The following is a 22,112-nucleotide window of genomic DNA, read 5'->3' on the forward strand; positions in this document are numbered from 1 at the left end:
GTCTGATGTTGGGAATGTTGGCGCTGCAAGTCCAGGCCGCTGAGCCGAAAACCGCTGAACCTTCTACCCCCAAGCCGCCGCCGACCAGCGTCAGCGCCAAGACGTATGCCGCTGACCTGATGCAGTTGTATCGTGAGTCGCGGCTGGAGGACCCTCGGGTCCTCGCTTCGTATTCCCGCGCGCAGTCGAGCAAAGAGCAGCAGCGCGAAGCCATGGGCGGCCTGCTTCCGCAGATCACTGCCAATGCCGGGAAAAACCGCATTCACCAGGAAAACGAACTGCTCACTCAGTCGTACAGCAGTGAAAACTACAGCCTGCAACTGAGCCAGCACATCTATAACAAGGCTGCCTGGGAGAACTACCAGAAGTTCAAGAGCCTGGCCAAGCAGGCCGGCGAAGAATCCAAGGAAGCCCAGGCCGAAGCCACTGTGGATCTGGCCCAGCGTTATTTCGCGGCCCTGGCCGCAGACGATGAACTGGAGCTGGTCCAGGCCGAACGCCGCGCGACCCAGAAGAATCTCGATCGGGTCAACGCGCTGTACGCGAAACAATTGGCAATGATTACTGACAAGCTCGACATCCAGGCCCGCGTCGACTCGCTGGCCGCGCAGGAAGTCGATGCCCGCAACCAGGTTCGCGTCACCCGCGCAGCGCTGTCGGAAATCATCGGTCGCCCGGTGACCGAGCCGCTGAGCCGAGTGCGTAACGATGTGGAACTGCAGGTTTCGACCGAGAGCCTGGACAGCTGGGTGCGCCTGGCGACCGTCACCAACCCGCAGATCCTCGCCAGCCAGAATGCCGTGGAAGCCGCAGAAGCTGCGCTGCGTGGCGGTAAGGGCGGGCATTATCCAACGATCAGCCTGAACCTCAGCGCGCAAAACACCAACGAAGGCTATAACAATGCCTTGGCGCCAAAAACTGATAGTTATGTTGCCGGGGTGAATGTCTCGGTTCCGATCTATAGTGGTGGTTCGACCTCTGCGCGGGTACGTGGTTTGTACCAGGATCAGATCACCGCAGAGGAGCAAATGGAGGCTACGCGTCGGCAGGTGGTGAAAGAAACCACAAATGCTTACTTGACCGCAGACTCCAGTGTCGAAAAAATACGCGCCAATCGAAACGCCCTGGCCTCAGCCGAGCAATCCAGCATTGCGGCGGACAAGGCGTTTTCTTATGGTGTGGTGAATGCCGTTGACGTCCTGACAGCGACGCAGAACGAGTTCAAGGCTCGTCGCGACCTGCTCAAGACCCAATACGACTTCATCACAAATCTGTTCATCCTCAACCGTTGGGCTGGCAAGCTTTCCGAGGAAAGCGTTGAAAGCGTCAACGTTTGGTTGAGTAATAACAGTAAAACGGACTCTGTCCCTCAGCGGAACACGAAGCAATGAATGCAACCAGCAAATCCGTGATTATCACTGGCATCACCGGTCAGGACGGTGCCTACCTCACCCAGTTGCTTCTGGAAAAAGGCTACAAGGTCTTCGGCACCTATCGCCGTACCAGCTCTGTCAACTTTTGGCGCCTTGAAGAAGTCGGCGCGTTGAACCACCCCAATCTCGAGCTGGTCGAGCACGACCTGACCGATCTGGGTGCCAGCATTCGTTTGCTGCAAAAGGCCGAGCCAAGCGAGATCTACAACCTGGCGGCGCAAAGCTTCGTCGGTGTTTCCTTCGAGCAGCCTGTCACTACCGCTGAAATCACCGGTATCGGCGCAGTCAACCTGCTGGAAGCCATCCGCATCGTCAATCCGAAGATCCGCTTCTACCAGGCGTCGACTTCCGAGATGTTCGGCAAGGTTCAGCAGGTTCCGCAGACCGAAGCCACTGACTTCTATCCGCGCAGCCCTTACGGCGTTGCCAAGCTGTACGCACACTGGATGACCATCAACTACCGCGAGTCCTACGGGATCTTCGGTTCGAGCGGCATCCTGTTCAACCACGAATCGCCACTGCGCGGCAAAGAGTTCGTGACCCGCAAGATCACCGACGCAGTCGCCCGCATCTCGCTGGGTATGCAGGACGTGCTCGAACTGGGCAACATGGACGCCAAGCGCGACTGGGGTTTCGCCAAGGAATACGTCGAAGGTATGTGGCGCATGCTGCAAGCCGACGAGCCGGATACCTTCGTTCTGGCGACCAACCGCACTGAAACCGTTCGTGATTTCGTGTCCATGGCATTCAAGGCCGTCGACATCGATCTGGAATGGAAAGGCAGCGCCGACAACGAGCACGGTATCGACTCCAAGACCGGCAAGACCGTTATCCAGGTCAACCCGAAGTTCTACCGTCCAGCCGAAGTCGAACTGCTGATCGGCGACCCGGAAAAAGCCAAGCGCGTATTGGGCTGGGAAGCCAAGACCACGCTGGAGCAGCTGTGTGACCTGATGGTCAAGAGCGACCTCGAGCGCGTGAAGACCGGCAAGTCGTTCTGATACACCCTGCCACGGCGCAAGCCGGACAGCTGATAGCCAGGCGCTGACCTGGCTATATGAAAGGGGCCGCGTGCAAACGCGGCCCCTTTTTTTATTTGCAGCATGCAGGGCTGAGCGGCGATGGCGCCCACGCCGGGGGGATGACCGATGGCGCTCAGGCTGGCGCGGCACATGATGATCGGCTTCTGGCCGCAGGCCGTTGTTGATGGCTCCCACGCTCTGGCGCGGCACATGATGATCGGCTTCTGGCCGCAGGCCGTTGTTGATGGCTCCCACGCTCCGCGTGGTAGCACCTGCCCAGACGCTCTGCGTCGTCTGTTGGGTGACGCAGAGCGTCACGGGGGGCATTCCCACGCGGAGCGTGGGAACGATCATTACGCTGGCGCGGCACGTGATGAGCCGCTTCTGGCTGCAGGCCGTGGTTGATGGCTCCCACGCTCCGCGTGGTAGCACCAGCCCAGACGCTCTGCGTCGTCTGCTGGGTGACGCAGAGCGTCATGGGCGGCATTCCCACGCGGAGCGAGGGAACGATCATCGCTCTGGCGCGGCACGTGATGATCGGCTTCTGGTCGCAGGCCGTTGTTGATGGCTCCCACGCTCCGCGTGGTAGCACCTGACCAGACGCTCTGCGTCGTCTGTTGGGTGACGCAGAGCGTCACGGGGGGCGTTCCCACGCGGAGCGTGGGAACGATCATCATCGCTCTGGCGCGGCACATGATGATCGGCTTCTGGCCGCAGGCCGTTGTTGATGGCTCCCACGCTCCGCGTGGTAGCACCTGGCCAGACGCTCTGCGTCGTCTGTTGGGTGACGCAGAGCGTCACGGGGGGCATTCCCACGCGGAGCGTGGGAACGATCATTACGCTGGCGCGGCACGTGATGAGCCGCTTCTGGCTGCAGGCCGTGGTTGATGGCTCCCACGCTCCGCGTGGTAGCACCTGCCCAGACGCTCTGCGTCGTCTGTTGGGTGACGCAGAGCGTCACGGGCGGCGTTCCCACGCGGAGCGTGGGAACGATCATTACAGTTGAGTACCTCGGCAATCGCTCACACATGAAGCGTGGGTACGATCATCGCGCCGACCATGCACCGCCCAAGCGCACGCCGCGCACTTAGCACTGCCATTCCTATCGGCGGTGATTGATAATCCGTCCCTTATTTTTTCATCTTCATCCCAGGCACCTTCAATGCAGAATGAAGCACAAGTCACTATTCATCAGTTTGCCATCAGTGTCAGCGTTGGCGATGGCATCAGTAACGGCATGCTGCTGACCCGCAAGCTGCTTCGGCAGGCGGGCGTTAAATCCGACATTTATTGCATACGCCCCAACGAGCAAATGCAGGGTGACGTCCTGTGCATGGACGATTACCAGCCAGGCAGCGCCGACGCGTTGCTGGTCCACCATGGTATTGGCAATCCGGTAGAAAGCTGGTTGCGCGACTTGCCCGAGCGCAAGTTCATGGTGTTTCACAACATCACCCCCGGCGAGCTGTTCCCGCCGGATCACGCCATCCAGCCCATGCTTGCCCACGGCTGGGAACAGGTCGAGACCTGGCGCCAATGGCTGACCGGCAGCATCGCCGACTCCCAGCAGAACCTCCAGGAGCTGCTGCAGCGCGGCTACTCCACCGACAACTCGACCGAGATCCCGCTGCTGGTCGACCTTGAGCGCATCGAGCCGCATGCGGTCAAACGCAATGACCTGCCGCGCCCGTTCACCCTGCTGTTCGTCGGCCGCATCATGCCGCACAAGAATCAGCTGGGCGTGGTCGAGGCATTCGCTCAACTGCTGCGCCGCTCCCACGTACCGCTTCAGTTGTATCTGGTCGGTGGCTTCACCGTCATGGACTACAAGGAGCAGATCCAGAAACGCATCGACGACCTGGGCATCGGCGCCTTCGTCACACTGACCGGCAAGGTCGATGACGAAACCCTGAACTCGCTCTACAGCCGCAGCGACCTGTTCGTCTCCCTGAGCCATCACGAAGGCTTCGGCATGCCGCTGATCGAGGCCATGGCCCACGACCTGCCCGTGCTGGCCTACGACGCGCCGTCGAGCAACGTCACCCACACGCTCAACGGTGCAGGCCTGCTGCTGGACAACGATGACCCGCAAGTCGTCGCCGCGACCATCTCCCAACTGATGGAAAACCCTGCGCTGCGCCGTCACCTCAAGCGTCGGGGCGCCGAGCGCCTGCACGAGTTCGCCTATCAGCATCTATATGATCGTCTGAGCGCTTTCCTCACCCGCTTCGACATCAACCTGCCGCAATACAGCTTCGACAAGCGCGTCCCGCAGCTCAAAGTCGATTACCGCATCGAAGGCCCCTTCGACAGCACCTACAGCCTGGCGCTGGTCAACCGCGAACTGGGTCGTGCCCTTGCCGAAAACGGTCACCGCGTAGCCCTGCGCGCCACCGAAGGTCCGGGGCCTATCCCCGTCGATCCTCTGTTCCTGGAAGCGAACCCCGACTGCGCCGTGCTCCACGAGCGTGCCGAGCGTCCGGCCAGCAACGTGCTGCGCCTGATGTACCCGCCGCGGGTCAGCGACATGGCCGGCGACTTCAATGTGGTGTCGTGCTACGGCTGGGAAGAGTCCTGCCTGCCGCAAGCGTTCTGCCATGACTTCAACCATCAGGCGCACCTGGTCACGAGCATGTCGAGCTGGGTCACTCGCACCCTGGTCGACAACGGCGTCACCGCGCCAATCGTGACCGTGGGCCTGGGCGCCGATCACATTCTGCGCGCCGAAATCGATGCCGCTGCGCTGCCACCCATGACCAAAGCCACTGCCGAGCGCCTCAAGCTGCTGCACGTGTCCTCGTGCTTCCCGCGCAAGGGCGTGGACGTACTGCTCAAGGCGTACGGCCAGGCATTCAGCGGCGCCGACGCCGTGGTCCTGATCATCAAGACCTTCCCCAACCCGCATCACGACATCGAGCAGCAAGTCAAAGATTGGGCGGCGGCATTGCCTTCAGCGCCTGCAGTCGAGCTGATCGTGCAAGACCTGCCTGACTCGGCGATGCGCGCGCTGTACACCCTGGGCGATGTGCTGATTGCGCCGTCACGCGGTGAAGGTTTCGGCCTGCCATTGGCCGAAGCCATGCTGCACAAATTGCCGGTGGTGGTGACCGGGCAGGGCGGTCAGTCGGACTTCTGCACGCCAGACACCGCCTGGCTGATCGACTATAGCTACGAGCGCGCGCGCACCCATCTGGAGGCCAGTGCATCGGTCTGGTTCGAGCCGAGCGCCGAGCATCTGGCGAGCATTCTGGGTGAGTTCCACGAGGCCTGGAAAAAGGGCAAATTGGCCGCCTTCACCGCCAAGCGTGTGCAGGCTGCTGACGCGCTGATTCGCAGCCGCTTCACTTGGGCTGAAGTGGCCAAGGCCAGCGCCGAAGCTATTAATGTGGCGCAACAGCAACCGCTGCTGAAAAAGGCGCCCAAACTGGGCAGCGTAACCACCTGGAACAGCGCCTGCGGGATCGCCACCTATAGCACCAAACTGCTGGAACCGGCGTTCGGTCAGGACTGCCATGTGTTCGCCAACGATGACGCCGTGCTCACCCGCGGCGATCAGCAGCATATCGAGCGCTGCTGGACCGCAGGTCCGACCGATAACCTGGAGCGCCTGAGAACTGCCGTCGAGCAATCCGGCGTCGATACGCTGTTGATTCAATTCAACTTCTCGTTTTTCGGTATCAAGCCGTTCGCGACCTTTCTTGACTGGGCGCACGACCGGGGCATCCGCACGCTGGTGGTGTTCCACTCCACTGCAGACGTCAAGCATGGCGAAGAATTGAAGACGCTCAGGAATATGCAGGAGTCGCTTGCAGGCTGCGCGCGCCTGTTGGTTCACAGCGTCGGCGACCTCAATCGCCTCAAGGATTACGGCCTCAACCACAACTTGCTGATGTTCCCCCACGGCGTCATCGACACCCCGCCGCCCGCGCCGGGCCCGCGTCAGTTGGCGGCGAAACTGGAAGGCAAAACCATCATCGCCAGCTATGGCTTCCTGCTGCCGCACAAGGGCACGCCGGAGCTGATCGAAGCCTTCGCCACACTGGCGCAGAAAGACAAGTCCCTGCACCTGCTGTTGGTCAACGCGCAGTACCCGGTTCCGGCCTCTGCGGAGCTGGCTGAAAGCTGCCGTCAGCGCATCAGCCAATCGGATTTATCCGGACGAGTGACGCTGATCACCGATTTTCTCTCGGATGAGGAATCGCTGGCGTGGCTGGGCATGGCGAACGCCATCGTTTTCCCGTACCAACACACCCAGGAATCTTCCAGTGCGGCGGTCCGTTGGGGCCTGAGCACCGGTCGTCCGGTTCTGTGTACGCCACTGTCCATCTTTGAAGATGTGTCCGATGCTGTTACATTTCTTCCAGGCACCGATAGCAAATCGCTATCCGATGGCATCAGGGCCCAGCTAGACGCTTCGCCCCGTGCCAAACAGGAGATATGGCTGAAAAATCACGGTTGGGGAGCCGTATCCGCCCGTCTGAACAACCTGCTGCGCGCAATATCGGCGTGAATTTAGGGAACTTTAGGCTACGGAAAATAACGAATCTTCCTACTGACCCTATAAAGAAAGCCCTATGGACTTTCATGAAAAAGATGGATCACGGCTATTGTTTCGCCGCTATTTTGACATGTATGATCGGCGCGCAATCGTCAGTTATCTGTCTGAAGGGCTTTGAAAAAAGGGCTTGGGTCAGTAGCTGGCGGCAGAGTTGGCGATGATCGCCGACTTCCCATAAAGGGGGCCACGGCCCGCTGGGACGTGGCAACAGGCTAAGGCCGACGGGCCTTCTATCCGAACGGATGCCTGAGTGTCGATATCGACTCATATTGGAGATGAAAACGTAATGGCTACCACTTCTGCACAAGTTCAACAGCTGTATGTCGCTTACCTGGGCCGCGCTGCCGACAAAGCTGGTCTGGACTACTGGCTGAACGAACTGAACGGTTCGACTACTGCCCCAGCTACCCTGACTCTGGAAAACCTGCGCGCTAACTTCGTTAACGAGCAACCTGAGTACGCTGACGCATACGCTGGCCTGACTCGCAGCGAAACCGTTTCCAAGATCTACCTGCAACTGTTCGGCCACTCGGCTGACGCAGCTGGCCTGACCTACTGGACTACCGGTGGCGGCGCTTCCGTTAACACCGACCAACTGTTGCAAGCTTTCGTAAACGGCGCATCGGCTTCCGACGCTAAAATCGTTGCTAACAAGGTTCTGGTCGCTGAGGTTTACACTTCGACTGCTGGCGAGAACTACGCTTCTGCCGATGCTAAATCCATCATCACCGGTGTGACTGGCGATACCGCTACTGTGACTACTGCTCTGGGTCACCTGAGCGACGGTACTCTGTCGGGCCTGGCTATCCCAGCTGGCGTTGCAATCATCAAAGCTGATGCTGTTGCTGATGCAGCGGTGGTTTCTTACGAAGCCTCTAAAGTCGATTCGCTGACCGCTCTGAACGACAAAGTCGTCGCTCTGAACGCTGACTACCACGCTACTCTGGACGACATTACCGATACTGATGCCGACGACGTCATCAGCTACGACGAAGCTTCTGTCGCGTTGACTAACGCCACCGAACTGCGCGCCGAAATCGGTGGTTCCACCGCTCAGCTGCAGCTGGACGCATCGACCGCAGCTACTGCTTTGGCTACTGCTCGCGCGAACCTGGTCAGCACTCACCCAGACGCTGTTACAGAAATCAACGCCTACAACGATGCTGTGACTGCAGCAGCTGCCGCCGTCGCTCCTACTGAGGCGAAAATCGACACTGACACTGCTGCTCTGCAGGGCGTTATTGGCACCAATGCTTCGGCGTTCGCTGCTGCTAACACCGCTTACGTTGCTGCTGGTGGCTCGACTATCGCTGACGCTGACGCGCTGTTTACAGCTATCAGCACTGCTGACGCCGCTACCTTGGCTAAAATTGACGCCGCTTTCAACACTGGCGTATTCACCACCAACTACGCTGGCGTTAAAGCTGACGGCGTTGCACAAGCTGCGTTCAATGCCGCTGACGCTAAGCTGACCGCTGCTGAAGGCGTGGTTGGTAACGCGTACGTCAATGCTGCTGAAAACAGCGCTGCTGCTGCCAAAATCGTTGCTGACGCCCAGGCTGCTGATGCACTGGTTGCTGAAGCCAACGCAGAAATCACAGCGCACGACGCTGTTCAAGCAGTTGCTGCCGATACCCAAACCGCTCTGAACGGTATCACCACTGGCGTGAATGCCTACGCTCACGACGAAGCAGCTGTTGCTAACGGCGCTACCGTTGCTGGTACTGCCAAGGCAGATCTGTTCTTCTTCGGCACAGCTACCGGTACTGCTACCGCCAACGATTTCACCATCACTGCCTTCAACAAAGGCGATGCGATCTATGTTGGTGAAGGCTACACCTTCAACTCTGCTGTTACTGTAGGCACTGACGGCTACGCTGTTGGCACCAACACTGCAGCCAAGGAAGTGTATTTCACTCAGGCAGCAAACGGCACTGTAAGCGTCAACATTGAAACCAACGCCGTTGGTCACACTGCTGGCACCGGCGCCACCGACAACGTTGCAGTGATCACTCTGACTGGCGTAACTAGCCTGTCCGACGTTAGCTACGCTAACGGCGTGATCACCAGCGCCCACGTTGCCTAATAAGCAATGTGAGTGATGCCTAGGTGGGCTTCGGCTCACCTTGGCAGACCAAAAAACCCGCCCCTTAAAAGGCGGGTTTTTTATTAGGCGCAGAGTGCGTATCCTCTGGCCCTTTCTTATGTACCGGACTGCCTGATGAACTGGAACCTGATCGTCAACTTCACCCGCCAGGATCTGATTGACCGTCATTCTGCCTCGATGCTTGGTGCGGCCTGGACCTTTATCCTCCCGCTGATCAACATCCTTATTTTCACCCTGGTGTTCTCCAACATCATGGGCATGCGCCTGGGTGGCCTCGGCCAGGACCTGGGCCGCTGGGGCTACAGCGTTTACCTGGTCAGCGGGTTGCTGGCCTGGAACTGTTTCGCCGCCACCTTGAGCCGCATCACCCAGGTGTTCCACGACAAGGCTCACTTGATCGGCAAGGTGCGCATGTCGCTGTGGACCCTGCCGGTGTACGTAGTGCTCAGCGAAACCGTGCATTACCTGATCGCGACCGGCTTTTTCATGATTTTCCTGATCGCCATCGACTTTCACTTCACCTGGTCGCTGCTGTGGTGGATTCCGATCTTCCTGTGTCAGCAACTGCTGGCGTACGCGCTGGGCATGACCTGCGCGATCCTCTCGGTGTTCATGCGCGACATCGGGCAGATCGTTGGTGTGGTGGTGCAGCTGTGGTTCTGGCTGACGCCGATTGTGTACGTGGCCAATATTCTGCCGGGCTTCATTCAACAGCTGGTGGCGCTGAACCCGTTCTACCACCTGGTGCTGGCTTATCGCGCCGCGTTGATCACCGGTGAGGCGCCGCATCTGCTGTCCATTGGGGTATTGGTGGTGTTCTCGGTGGCGTTGCTCAGCCTCGCGATTTTCGTCGGCCGCAAGCTCGAACGCGATATCCGCGACTTCCTGTGATCGTCATGCAGGCGCCGGCTTGCTGGCGAGCGCGCAGTGCCCGTCGCCATAGATGTTGCTGACCCACCACATTCCTGTAGGAGCCGGCTTGCTGGCGAATGTGGAGTGTCAGTCGCATCAGCTGTAGCTGACCCACCGCGTTCGCCAGCAAGCCGGCTCCTACAGGGTGTTGGTGGTAGAGGGGTGGAGTGTCAGCCGCATCAGATGCACCTGATCCCACCGCATTCGCCAGCAAGCCAGCCCCTACAGAAGTGTGGCGGCGGGTCAGCGGTAACGGTGGCTGGCGATGCGCGGCAACCGATGAACGTCCAAAACAATAATGCGGCGCCTGACTCTTTCTTATGATCTTCAGCTCCTACGCCTTTCTCCTCGTGTTCTTCCCGGCCGTGTACCTGCTGTTCGTCGTGCTGCGTGCGTGGCGTCTGGAGCGGCCGGCTTTGGCGATGCTGGTCATTACCTCGTTGGTGTTCTACGGGATGTGGAGCTGGCGCTATCTGGGGCTGCTGCTGGTTCTGATCGTCATCAATTTCGTGCTGGGCAAGTTGCAGGTCAGGCGACGTGGCGAGCCGCACGCCAAGCTCTGGCTGACAGTGGCGGTGGCGTTCAATCTGGCGGTGCTGTGTTACTTCAAATACGCCGGGTTCTTCTTTGGGTTTCTGCCATCTGCCGCCAGCTGGCACATCATCCTGCCGCTGGGCATCTCGTTCTTTACCTTTCAGAAAATCGCCTGGCACGTGGACCTCTATCGCGGTCGCCTGAAGGACACCGGCAGCGTCCTGCAATACAGCTTCTTCGTGTGTTTCTTCCCGCAGCTGATCGCCGGCCCCATCGTCCATGCGCGCTGGCTGTTCCCACAGATTGCCAGCGGCTGGTTCCGGCGGGCGCTGCCGTGGCAATTGGGTCTGTCGCTGCTGACCGTGGGCCTGATAAAGAAGGTGCTACTGGCTGACCCTTTGGCGTCCGGCGTCGCGACGCTGTTCAATACCGCGCAAAGCGGCGCTGCGCTGTCGGCTCCAGAGGTGCTGCTCGCAGGTTTGAGCTACGGCTTGCAGCTGTACTTCGATTTCTCCGGCTATGCCGACATGGCCATCGGCCTGGGGCTGATGTTTGGCATCAGGCTGCCGGCCAACTTCCGCTCGCCTTATAAAAGCGCGTCGATTGTCGAGTTCTGGCGGCGCTGGCATATCACCCTGTCGAGTTTCTTGCGCGACTACCTGTACATCCCGCTGGGCGGCAACCGCAAAGGGCGTCTGCGCGCCAATGGCAACCTGCTGATCACCATGTTGCTGGGCGGTCTGTGGCACGGCGCGGGGTGGCAATTCATTCTCTGGGGCGGCATTCACGGGTTGCTGCTGGTGATCAACCACTACTGGCGTCATCTCAGTGGCTGGCGGCTGCCGCGCCCCGCTGGCGTGGCACTGACGCTGCTGGTGGTGATGCTGGCCTGGATTCCGTTCCGCGCTGATTCGCTGACCACCAGCCTGCATATGTTCGAAGGCCTGGCGAGCTGGCGCTGGACCCTGTCGTTCGACGGCTCAGTGATGCTGGGCGAAGTGGCCGCGATGCACATCGACAAAAGCCTGCCCGCGGTCTGTGCGCTGTTGCTGTGCCTGGCGCTGCTGGCGCCGGGCAGTCGTCGCCTGTGCTTGAACCTTGGGCCGTTGGGACGCGGTGTGCTGGTGTCGGTCGGCCTGTTTCTGGTGCTCAAGGCACTGGCAGGCGCGCCGGACCGCGCGTTCCTGTATTTCAACTTCTGAGGTCGATGATGAAGCACGCCTTGCTCTCGAACCGTTTTGCGCTGGGCCTGTTGCTGGGGCTGGGTTCGGTCGTCGGGCTGTGGCTGCTGTTGCTGGCAGGGCAGGCCGGGCGCCCGGTGCCGACCACGCAATGGATCGAAAAAGCCTATGCGCACAAACTGGCCTTGGCCGATGCGATCAAGCAGCCCAAGCTGGTGGTGGTGGCCGGCTCGGCGGCGATGTTCGGCATCGATTCGGCCATGCTCGAACAGGCGGTCGGCCGGCCGGTGGTAAACCTTGGGGTCAACGCGGGGGTGCTGTCGCCCTACATCCAGCACTACGCCCGACAAGTGATCAAACCCGGCGACTGGGTGTTGTTGCCGGTGGAATATCCGATGTTTCACGGGCGCTGGTCGATCAACTACCCATTCCTTGATTTCTGGTGGGAACACCCCGGTTTCCGCCACATGGACGTGAACGTCGCGCAGTTGAGCCAGGTGCTGTGGCTGACGCCGTTGAGCAGAGTGCTGAGCGGCTACCGTGGTCTGCCGCCCGGCTTTGTCGTCAGCGGGCTGTATGGGCCGCAGAACCTCGATCAGCGAGGCGACCAAGTGCACAGCGAAGCCAGCCAGCAGCAGGTCTGGATGCGCGGTCTGGTCGAGCAGTCAGCGGTCGAGACCTACGGCGCGCAGGCCCACGGCTGGGATGCCAACTGGGCGAGTTGGAAAGCGCTGGCTGATGAAGTCAGCACTGCCGGCGGCTGCGCGCTGTTCGTACCGCCGCCGATGCTGGACCGACCGGCCTACCATCACGGGCGAGAGTTGCGTTATTACCAGGCGCTGCCGGAACAGGCGCGCATGCATGGGTTGAACTATGTAGGCTCGCCATTGCAGACGATGTATCCGATTGACCGGTTCTTCGACACCAACTATCACCTTAATGCCGAGTCCCGGCACTTATATATGCAGCAGTTAGTTGAATGGGTAAAGCCGGTTTTTGCCAATTGTCCTGCCCGTTGATTCATTAGTTACTGACTTTCTTTCGATAGATCCTGTAATTGCGCGGTTCACAAGCGGTATTGAATCCGACAACGCCAGCGCCGGCGAACCGGACTGCTACAGCACCGCCTGATTGAGCTGCTGCGAATGCGCAGCCGATCTGCCATTCAAACGGGGTTTTGCCTGCAGCCGCCGCTCCCGGCGGGCTGGCGCCTTTTTTGACGTCTGTTTTCCCGGCTCCAATTGGCCGGAGTATCTATTGGCGTCATTTTCAAGTCGAAATTTACGTTGTTTTAAGCGCAATGTTTTTTGACGCAGAAGGGCTGCTTTTTGTTGGCGTATTGCCTAACTACCATAGAAAGTTATATCGGTTAATTAGTTGGTCTTTGTATTGGGTTGGCCTACTGTAGTGCTGTGTCCGATCTTGAAACACCTTGCGCGCGCCAACTAAGAGCGCTGTTCACTTGTGGTTGTAAGAACGGACAGGTCGTCTTCCTTCAGGAGTAGCACATGACAACTCAAACAGATGTAGCGCAACTTTATACTGCCTTTTTCGATCGTGCGCCCGATGCTGCGGGCCTGGCGTACTGGATCGGTGAGCTGGATGCCGGAAACATCAACCTGGCACAGATGGCCAAGAACTGGGTCGACGAGCAACCCGAAGGCCAGACCAAATACCCAAGCGGCACCTCGGACGCTGATTTCATCGCCTCCATCTATAACAATGTGCTGGGCCGCACCGCCGATACCGATGGCGCTACCTACTGGCAGAACCAGCTGGCCTCTGGCGCGGTGTCCCGCGACGTGTTCATTCAGGCGATCATCAGCGGCGCCCACAGCAACACCTCGGCACAAGGCGTGCTCGATGCGCAGCTGCTGGATAACAAGGCCGCTGTAGGCATCGCCTTCGCCGATCAGGGCATCAACAACACCGCATTGGCCGCTAAAGTGCTGACCACTGTGACTGCCAGCGATGCCAGCCTGAACAGCTCCCTGGCGCTGATCAAGTTGATCCCGGCCGATGCCAGCCTGACGCCGGCGCTGGTCGATAAATTCTCCAGCACCATCGACAAGGTTGCCGCGCTGATCGCAGGCCAACCCGGCGAGCAGGCTGATCTGGCCACCTACCTGAGTACCCTCAGCGCTGGCCTGACCTCGTCGACCAACCTCGACACGTTGCTGACCAAAATCGGCGCCGTTGCCACTTCGGCACTGACCGACACCACCGCGCTGGATAATCCGGCGACGCTTGGGCATGACGACATCGCTGCAGCCAATCCGCCGGTTGACGGTGGTGGCACCGGGCCGACTGATCCAACCGGCCCGACTGACCCGGTTGCAGCGCTGACGGCGACCAGCGCCGATGGTCTGCTGAAAATCACCGGCACCGGTGCTGCTGATGTGCACGTCGACATGACGACCCACACCGTGACCTCCGACGGGGCCACTGTTGCCATCGTGGGCGCCGCGGACTTCACCGGTGTTGACGCCAGCACCTACGGCGGCGCTGTCACAGCGGTCGGCACGGTCAAGGAAATCGTCTCCAACAGCCCGGTTTATACCGGTGTCGACAGCCTTGAAGTCGTCGACAAGGCATCGACCATTCTCAGTTGGGCCAAGTATTACCTGACCGATGTCCAGAAGATCACCGTGCTGGACGATGCCGCGGGCACCCTGACCGTGGACGGTCATACCGAGCTGACAACGCTGACCGATGGCCAGGTCTGGACCTACGATATTCGTGATTCTGTCAGTGCGCTCACTGGCGCTGCCGGCAGTGGTGCCTTGGGTGATGCCACGAAGGTGGTCGTTGCCGATACCCTGGCGAATCTGCAGACCGAAGACGGCGCTGCGGTGATCGCCGATCATCCTGGGTACATTGTGCGCGACACCTTCGCCGATATCTCAGGCGCCACTGGCGATGACGCGACCTTCCTGGGCGCTGCGGCAGAGACCATCATCCACGACACCGTGCTGGGCGTGCAGGCTGCAATCACGGCCGGTGCCATTGCCGAGAATGACGAGTATGAGGTTCAGGACACTGCGGCCAATTTGCTGGCGATCAATACGTCCGATGCCGACTTCCTCACTCACCCTTCATCGGTGACAGTGACCGGCGACGACGCAGGCACGCTGAGCCTTGCGCAGCGCGACACGTTGGGCAAAGTCACGGACGACGACTTCTGGGCCTACAGCATCGACGACACGGCGGCGAATATCGTTGCCAATGCGCAGGGCAATCACTCCGATTACCTGCAGCACGCCGGTGAGGTCACCGTCTCTGACTCCGTGACCCTGGCTCAGGTCGGCGCGGTAGCCGCAGTGCCGAACATCGACACGTCGAACTGGCATTTCTCGATCGTCGACAGCGTCGCCAACGCCGCCGCTTATGACTCCATCGGCGACCTGGCGTTGACCGCAACCGCATCGCAAGTGGCCGACACCGCTGAAACGCTCAACGGTGATATCAGCACCGGCGTGGTGACGATGTCGTTCGCTGGCTTGAGCGATGCTGCGTCCTTCACCTTCACTGACACGAGTATCAGCAATGACGCCTCGGTCGATACCTTCACCCACTTCGCCGCTGGCGACAAGATCGACCTCACGTCGTTCGGCCTGACCGGGGAAGACACGTTGTCGCTGGACGTTGGTGGCAACCATACAATCACCGACGGGCATTACGCGGTGATCAAAGGGGTTGCTCTGGTAGATGGCGCCTACACCGCTTCGACAGCCGCAGATGCCGGGACGCTGGTTATCTGGGATGCCGATACCACCGGCGCAATCAAGCAGGTTGGCGTATTTGTAGCCGACGGCACCGTAGACGCCACCGCGCTGGTACTCCACGCAGCAGCAGTGCCGGTCTGATCCCGATGCGCCCTGGGTCAGGCCTGGTGCAGCAGGCTTGGGCCGGAGCTTGTCGTGAATCGGCCAGTCGGTGAGACAACCGATGCGAGTAAAAAAAAGGGCAGCCCTCGGGCTGCCCTTTTTTCGTCATTTGATCACGGGACGCGGAGCGTCCGGCGAGTGGCTAGCACGCAGAGCGTGGGCGCGATCAAATCTGCCGGTCTTTCCCTGAACCTATCGTTGATCGTTCCCACGCTCCGCGTGGGAATGCATCCTGTGACGCTCTGCGTCACCCAACACGGAACGCGGAGCGCCCGGCGAGTGGCTACCACGCAGAGCGTGGGCGAGATCAAATCTGCCGGCCGTTCCCTGAACCTACCGTTGATCGTTCCCACGCTCCGCGTGGGAATGCAGCCCGTGACGCTCTGCGTCAGACAAGTGGGTGGTACATCCGATGCGAGTAAAGAAAAGGGCAGCCCGTGGGCTGCCCTTTTTTCGTCATTTGATCACGGGACGCGGAGCGTCCGGCGAGTGGCTAGCACGCAGAGCGTGGGCGCGATCAAATCTGCCGGTCTTTCCCTGAACCTATCGTTGATCGTTCCCACGCTCCGCGCGAGCATGCAACCCCTGACGCTCTGCGTCACCCATCACGGGACGCGGAGCGTCCGGCGAGTGGCTACCACGCAGAGCGTGGGCGCGATCAAATCTGCCGGCCTTTCCCTGAACCTATCGTTGATCGTTCCCACGCTCCGCGTGGGAATGCAGCCCGTGACGCTCTGCGTCAGACAAGTGGGTGGTACATCCGACGCGAGTAAAGAAAAGGGCAGCCCTCGGGCTGCCCTTTTTTCCATCAGACCGTGAAGTCCCAGGTGGCCGGGGCTTTGTTGTGGCTGGCCATTTCGGCGGAGGTGAGGAGGCTGTCGGCGACTTGCACGAAGGTCAGGTGACCTTGCTGGACCTGTTCGGTCCAGTACGCCTGGCCTGCCGCATCGGCGGCACGGCCGAAGAACGCGGTGTACATCGCCGCGATGTCGTGGCTGGTGTCGCCGTTCAACGCTTTGGCGCCGGCTTCGGTCGAGTTGAGGATCGACAGGCCAATCCCGCCAATGCTCAGGCTTTGCTGGGTCCAGTAGTCGAACCCGGCGACGTCGGCCTGACGCCCCAACAAGCCTTCATACAAGGCGGCGAGCGTCGTCTGCTGGGTGTCGGTGGGAATCGACACGGCGCCGTCGGCAAAGCTCAGGCTTTCCACGTTGACAACCTTGACCTGCTGGTTCGGATCGTCCTTGCTGCTGACGATGGTGAACCCGCCGTGCTGCTCAATGTTGTACAGCGAGCTGTTACCGCTGAACTGCACGGTGTCGTTACCCTGGCCACCTTGTAGCACCGTGTTGTTGGCCGCCGCGAAGGAGGTGATTTGCAGGGTGTCGCTGCCACCACCGGCGAACACGAAGCTGTCGCTGGCATTGACGATGAAGCTCTGGCTGGCGTCGTCCCCGGTCAGTACTTGCCCGGTGGTGTTGCCCTGCACGGTGGCCTGGCCCACAACGGCGGCGAAGTCGACATTGTTGAGGACCAGCGAACCCTTGCCGCCCATTTGCCCGGCATCGATCACCAGCGCGGTAAGTTGCGAGCCGCTGGAGCCGTCGAGTTCCAGCGCCTGAGTCGGTGCCGTGCTGGCGGTTACCGGGGTGACGGTCGTCACCAGCAGCGAAGAGCCATCGGCCAGTTTGTCGAGGAAGTGCTGACCGTTGACGTTCTGATGCGCCTGGTCGGTGTTGGCCGTCACGGCGTCGATCGCGGCCTTCAGCGTTTCGGCGCTGTTGGCCACGGTTTTGACCGCCCCGGCGGCTGCGGTCAGGCCGTAACCGACCGGCAACTTGGCCGACAGCGAAGCGCCCGAGCCGCTGCCCACCAGGTCGATATCGGCGGTGCTGGCATTGCCGGTACTGTCGACACGCGAATCAGTGACCAGTCCTACCGAAACACTGCTGCCGGTCTCGCCGTCAGGCAGCGTGACCGACGTGCTGGTCACAGGTACGCCATCGACGGTGACCGGTGGCGTGACCGGTGTTGTCGGCGTCGGGGTGATGGTGATCGCCAGCGACGTATCGGCGGTCAATGGATCTGGATAACCAGCGCTCAGGCCCTGATCGTTTACCGACACGTTGATCGTAGCGCTACCGGTGAAGCCCGTGGTGGGCGCGAACTTCAGGCCGTTCAGCCCGGCGTTGATCGCCGCCAGGGTGCCTGTGACCAGGACACTATCCTGACCGTTGCCAGCGACTGTCAGGCCGGTAGTGCTGCCCAGCGTCAGCGAACCATTGGTAGTCGAGAGCGTGACCTGCACCTCACTGCTGCCGGCATCCACATCGTCGATGCGGATCAGGTTGTGGTTGGCCGTGTTGAACACCAGCGTCGTGTCCTGTCGAACGCTCTGGGTGGCGGCGGCCAGGGTAATTTCCGGCGCATCGTTGACGGCAAACAAGTCAACGGTTTGCGAGAAGACATTGCTGTCGAATTCGCCATCGTTGACGGTGAAGGTGATGGTGCGCGCCGAGCCGCTGGGGGCTTGCGATATGTTTTCGTAGGTCACCGAGCTCAGTGCGGTCTTCCACTGTGCAAGGGTCGCTGGGGTCGCCGAGGTCAGCGACAGCTCGCCGGTGAGAGCGTTGAACGAGGCAGTGATATCGCCGATGTCCTGCAGGCCAGGCGCCAACGCGAGGCGGTCCTCACCAGTTTGATAGTGGCTGACGGCAACCTTGGCACTTTGGAGCGTGGTGTCATCGACGTCCGCGACAGCCACGTTGCCGTTCACCACTACCGCGCTGTCGCCTTCGGTAAAGGCCGTGCTCGCTGGAGGCGCGCTGATGGTCGGCGAATCGTTGGCCGGAAGGACGCCCACGGTCTGGACCGCAGCCAGGCTGTCGTCGGTGCCGTCATTGACTACGAAGCTGATTTCCCGCGAGTCCGCGCTAGGGTTGTCGGAGCTGTTGCTGTAGGTCACCGACTGCAAGGCGGTTTGCCATTGCGAAAGCGTGGCCGTTGCATCCGCTGAACTCAACGACAACACACCGCTGAGCGCGTCGTAGCTGGCGATGATGTTGCCGGTTGCAGCGCTGCCGGTGAACGCCAGGAGGTCTTCGGCGCTGTGCAGATTGCCGGTGATGCTGACCTTCGCGCTGGCCAGCGTGCCGTTGTCTACGTCATTGATATGCAGCTGGCTGTCGATGGCCACAGGCGTAGACGCGACGTCGTGCCCTTCGATGAATGTTGCAGGGTCGGTGCCCGTGACCACCACCGGCGCGTCGTTGACGCTGGTCACCGTCACGGTCTTTTTCACCACCACGCTGTCGCTGCCGCCATCGTTGACCACGAAACTGATGTCGCGAGGGGTGGTGTCGGGTGTGTCCGAGCTGTTGCTGTAGGTGACGCTGCGCAATGCATTTTGCCATTCACCCAACGACGCCGAAGCCGCCGAGCTCAGGGTCAGCACACCCGTCGCCGCGTTGTAGCTCTGGGTGATGTCGCCCATGGTCGAGCCATCGTTGACGAACGCCAGCAAGTCATCAGCCGTATGGTTGCCGATGCTGATGGTGGCGCTGACCAACTGGTTGCCGTCGACATCGCTGACCGTCAGGTCGCTGTCGATAACCACGGGCGTCGAGGCTGCGTTCTGGCCTTCGGTGAACACGGTGTCGCCAATGCTGGTGCCAAGTACAGGAGACTGATCGACCGTCGCCACCGAGATGTCCTTGGTGACAGTGGTGCTGTTGGCCTGGCTGTCATTCACCGTGAAGCTGATGGTTCGGGTATCGGTGTTCGGCACAATCGCGTTGTCGGTATAAGTGACCGAACGCAGCGCCGACTGCCATTGTGCGAGGTCGGCCTGGTTGGCCGCCGAGCTCAGCGTCAATATGCCGGTCACGCCGTTGTAGCTCCCGGAAATGTTGCCCATGGTCGCGGCATTGTTGGTGAACGACAGCACGTCGTCGCCGACATTGAAGTGACCGGTGACAGCCACGGTCGCACTGGCCAGCGTTGCGTTGTCCGGGTCGCTGACCGTCAGTTGTTTATCGATAATGACCGGGACCGCGGCGGCGTTGTTGCCCGGGGTGAAAGTCACTTCCCCGCCGCTGGTGCTGACGACCGGCGCGTCGTTGGCGGCGGTCACGGTGACGGTTTTCTGCACGACTGCGCTATTTGTGCTGCCGTCATTGACCACGAAAGTGATGGTTCGCGCGTTGGTGTCCGGGGTATCGGAGGTGTCGGTATAGGCAACCGAGCGCAGCGCCGCCTGCCATTGCGCAAGGGTGGCGGTGCTGCCTGATGAGGCAAGGTCGAGCACGCCCGTGTCGGCATGGTACACGCCGCTGATATTGCCCATGGAGGTGGAATCATTGACGAACAGCAGCTTGTCTTCAGCGGTTTTGAAGTGGGTGGTGATGCTCACTTTCGCCGTCGACAAGGTAACGCTGTCCAGGTCGCTGACGGTCAGGCCGCCGTCGACGATGACGGGTGTCGAAGTGGCGTCGGCACCCTCGGTGAACGCGCTCGAACCACCGCTGACCGTCGCTATCGGGGCGTCGTTGACGCCGGTGACCGATACCGATTTCGTGCCGAAATTGCTGTTGGCCGCGCCGTCATTGACCGTGAAGCTGATGGTCCGAGTCGAGGTGTTCGGGGTATCTGAACTGTCGCTGTAGGTCACGGAACGCAAGGCCGCCTGCCATTGCGCAAGGGTGGCGGTCGCGCCGGCCGAAGTGAGGTCGAGCACGCCTGTAGCGGCGTGATAGCTGGCCAGAATGTTGCCCATAGTCGCCGGGTTGTTGCTGAAGCCCAGGGTGTCTTCGGCAGAATGTCCGCCGCTGGTGATGGCGACTGTCGCGCTGGCCAGGGTGAGGTTGTCGATGTCGCCCAGGCTCAGCCCGCTGTCGATCACCACAGCCGTCGAGGTGACGTTGTTTCCCTCGGTGAAGGAGGTTGTGGCTCCGGTGGTCGTGAGCACCGGCGCATCGTTGGCGGCAGTCAGGGTGACGTCTCGCGTGGCGATCGCGCTGTCGGAGGTGCCGTCATTGACCACGTAGCTGATGGTGCGTGGGCTGGTGTCGGGGTCGTGCGAGGAATTGCTATAGGCGATTGAACGCAGGGCTTCCTGCCATTGCGCGACGGTGGCGCTGCCGGCGGATGTCAGGTTCAGCACGCCGGTGCTGGCGTCGTAGCTCCCGCTGATGTCGCCCATGGAGGTGCCGTTGTTGGTAAACAGCAGGACATCTTGCGCGCTGTTGAAGTGGTTGCTCACGCTGACTTTGGCGCTAAGCAGCGTGGTGTTGTCGCTGTCGATCACAGTGAGGCTGGCATCGATCGTCACCGGCGTCGAGGTGCCGCCAGCGGTTTCATTGAATGCCGCGCTGCCGCTGTCGGTGGTCACCACCGGTGCTGCGTTGAGCGGTGCTGCGACGGTGACTGTGGCGTAGTCACCCAGCTGTCCAGTGTCGATACCGGTCTTTGCAGTGCCGCCGTCATCGCTGACGCTGGTGAGTTCGATGTAGCGATCGCCCAGTGTCGGGCTGGCGCTGGTGTTCTTGTAGGTCATGCCGTCGAGCAGGGCTTGCAGGGTCTGCGACGTGGTGTTGGCGGGCATCACCAGACTGACCACGATCGAGCCGTTGCTGTCGGTAGTGGTGAAGGCAACGCCATTGCTCAGGGTGCCGGACTGGCCATCGGCAAGGCGGATATCGGCATTGCCGATCGTGAGAAATTCGCTGTCGGCCGCGACGACGTCGTACACGGTCAGGGTCATCTGGGTGATGTGCTGCCCGGCCTCGTTGCTCACCACGACGTTGCTGAACAGATCCGCCGGCGCGCCGCCCGTGTAGAACGTGGGGTAGAGGGCATCCTCGGTGATCGTTGGCGCTTCGTTGACCTTGATCATGTTCAGTTGGAGGGTGTAGCTAAGCACGTTGGTGCCGCTGCCGATGGTGATGCTGTAGGTCCCCGCCCCGACGACGTTGTTGCTGCTGAAGCTGGCCAACGCGCGGAAATCATCAAAGCTCCCGCCACTGTTCGAGCCAAAGTCAAAAAGCGCGGACGAGTTGATCGTCGAACTGGTGATCGACAGCGAGTAGCCGTCTACGGCATACCCTGTCGGAATCGAAAGCTGGATCACGTCCGCCGAGTCGCTGGGCGAATTGATAGACGCAGTCCAAATGTTCGCGCCAGATTGATTCATGACCCACGCGTAATGCGCCAGATTGCCTTGGGCGTCGGTGTAGGCGGTGAAGGTATCGATGTCGCCGCTGCTGGCTTCGGAGTAGTTCAGCGGAGCCAAGAGGACGATGTAGGGGGACGACGGCGAGGGCATGTGATGTTCCTTATCTGTCCCTGACTACAGGGCGAGGCAGAAAAATGCAGGATTTGTAGGACGATTCGCTGCGGAGTATAGGTCTGGCCAAGGCAATCCGACATTACCGTTGAGCGCCTTTCCATCCGGGATTCGCAACGGCAGAAGGGCTGTCTC

9 protein-coding genes are annotated in these 22,112 nt (G+C 60.6%); 8 read left to right on the forward strand and 1 reads right to left on the reverse strand.

From position 1 onward, the window contains the following. The first annotated feature begins 14 nt into the window (after positions 1-14). The 8 genes from ACI2KS_RS24930 to ACI2KS_RS24965 all read left to right on the forward strand — a co-directional run bounded on the left by ACI2KS_RS24930 (position 15) and on the right by ACI2KS_RS24965 (position 15,613). Positions 15-1,391: a TolC family outer membrane protein gene (locus ACI2KS_RS24930; RefSeq protein ID WP_404623685.1), complete on the forward strand. Its 1,377-nt coding sequence runs from the start codon at positions 15-17 to the stop codon at positions 1,389-1,391. Continuing rightward, on the forward strand, positions 1,388-2,434 hold the full coding sequence (gene gmd / locus ACI2KS_RS24935; RefSeq protein WP_404623669.1) for a GDP-mannose 4,6-dehydratase: 1,047 nt from the start codon (positions 1,388-1,390) through the stop codon (positions 2,432-2,434). Before ACI2KS_RS24930 ends, gmd begins: the two co-directional genes overlap by 4 nt. Before the next feature lie 1,183 nt (positions 2,435-3,617). Continuing rightward, a complete protein-coding gene (locus tag ACI2KS_RS24940) occupies positions 3,618-6,965 on the forward strand; it encodes a glycosyltransferase family 4 protein (protein WP_404623671.1) in 3,348 nt (1,115 codons plus the stop codon). A 334-nt stretch (positions 6,966-7,299) separates the two neighbouring features. Continuing rightward, a complete protein-coding gene (locus tag ACI2KS_RS24945; RefSeq protein WP_404623672.1) occupies positions 7,300-9,099 on the forward strand; it encodes a DUF4214 domain-containing protein in 1,800 nt (599 codons plus the stop codon). Between the two features lie 135 nt (positions 9,100-9,234). After that, on the forward strand, positions 9,235-10,011 hold the full coding sequence (locus tag ACI2KS_RS24950; RefSeq protein WP_404623673.1) for an ABC transporter permease: 777 nt from the start codon (positions 9,235-9,237) through the stop codon (positions 10,009-10,011). Between the two features lie 341 nt (positions 10,012-10,352). After that, positions 10,353-11,768 (forward strand): MBOAT family O-acyltransferase, encoded by a 1,416-nt coding sequence (locus ACI2KS_RS24955; RefSeq protein ID WP_404623674.1) that lies wholly within the window; start codon positions 10,353-10,355, stop codon positions 11,766-11,768. Between the two features lie 5 nt (positions 11,769-11,773). Continuing rightward, the gene (locus ACI2KS_RS24960) at positions 11,774-12,766 is read left to right on the forward strand and encodes a hypothetical protein (RefSeq protein WP_404623675.1); all 993 of its coding nucleotides are present in this window, start codon (positions 11,774-11,776) and stop codon (positions 12,764-12,766) included. 489 nt (positions 12,767-13,255) lie between these two features. Further along, entirely contained in the window at positions 13,256-15,613 is a 2,358-nt protein-coding gene (locus tag ACI2KS_RS24965; RefSeq protein WP_404623676.1) for a DUF4214 domain-containing protein, read from the forward strand. 829 nt (positions 15,614-16,442) lie between these two features. On the opposite strand, the gene ACI2KS_RS24970 is transcribed toward ACI2KS_RS24965, so the two are convergent. After that, positions 16,443-21,956: a DUF4214 domain-containing protein gene (locus ACI2KS_RS24970; protein ID WP_404623677.1), complete on the reverse strand. Its 5,514-nt coding sequence runs from the start codon at positions 21,954-21,956 to the stop codon at positions 16,443-16,445. Positions 21,957-22,112 lie beyond the last annotated feature (156 nt).

The sequence above is a fragment of the Pseudomonas sp. NPDC087358 genome, assembly GCF_044900785.1.
GTDB lineage: Bacteria > Pseudomonadota > Gammaproteobacteria > Pseudomonadales > Pseudomonadaceae > Aquipseudomonas.

Excerpts from the sequence above, each read along its gene's own strand:
- ACI2KS_RS24945 (WP_404623672.1), top strand. The coding sequence starts at position 7,300 with ATGGCTACCACTTCTGCACAAGTTCAACAGCTGTATGTCGCTTACCTG.
- ACI2KS_RS24930 (WP_404623685.1), top strand. The coding sequence starts at position 15 with ATGTTGGCGCTGCAAGTCCAGGCCGCTGAGCCGAAAACCGCTGAACCT.
- ACI2KS_RS24965 (WP_404623676.1), top strand. The coding sequence starts at position 13,256 with ATGACAACTCAAACAGATGTAGCGCAACTTTATACTGCCTTTTTCGAT.
- ACI2KS_RS24955 (WP_404623674.1), top strand. The coding sequence starts at position 10,353 with ATGATCTTCAGCTCCTACGCCTTTCTCCTCGTGTTCTTCCCGGCCGTG.
- ACI2KS_RS24950 (WP_404623673.1), top strand. The coding sequence starts at position 9,235 with ATGAACTGGAACCTGATCGTCAACTTCACCCGCCAGGATCTGATTGAC.
- ACI2KS_RS24940 (WP_404623671.1), top strand. The coding sequence starts at position 3,618 with ATGCAGAATGAAGCACAAGTCACTATTCATCAGTTTGCCATCAGTGTC.
- gmd (WP_404623669.1), top strand. The coding sequence starts at position 1,388 with ATGAATGCAACCAGCAAATCCGTGATTATCACTGGCATCACCGGTCAG.
- ACI2KS_RS24970 (WP_404623677.1), bottom strand. The coding sequence starts at position 21,956 with ATGCCCTCGCCGTCGTCCCCCTACATCGTCCTCTTGGCTCCGCTGAAC.
- ACI2KS_RS24960 (WP_404623675.1), top strand. The coding sequence starts at position 11,774 with ATGATGAAGCACGCCTTGCTCTCGAACCGTTTTGCGCTGGGCCTGTTG.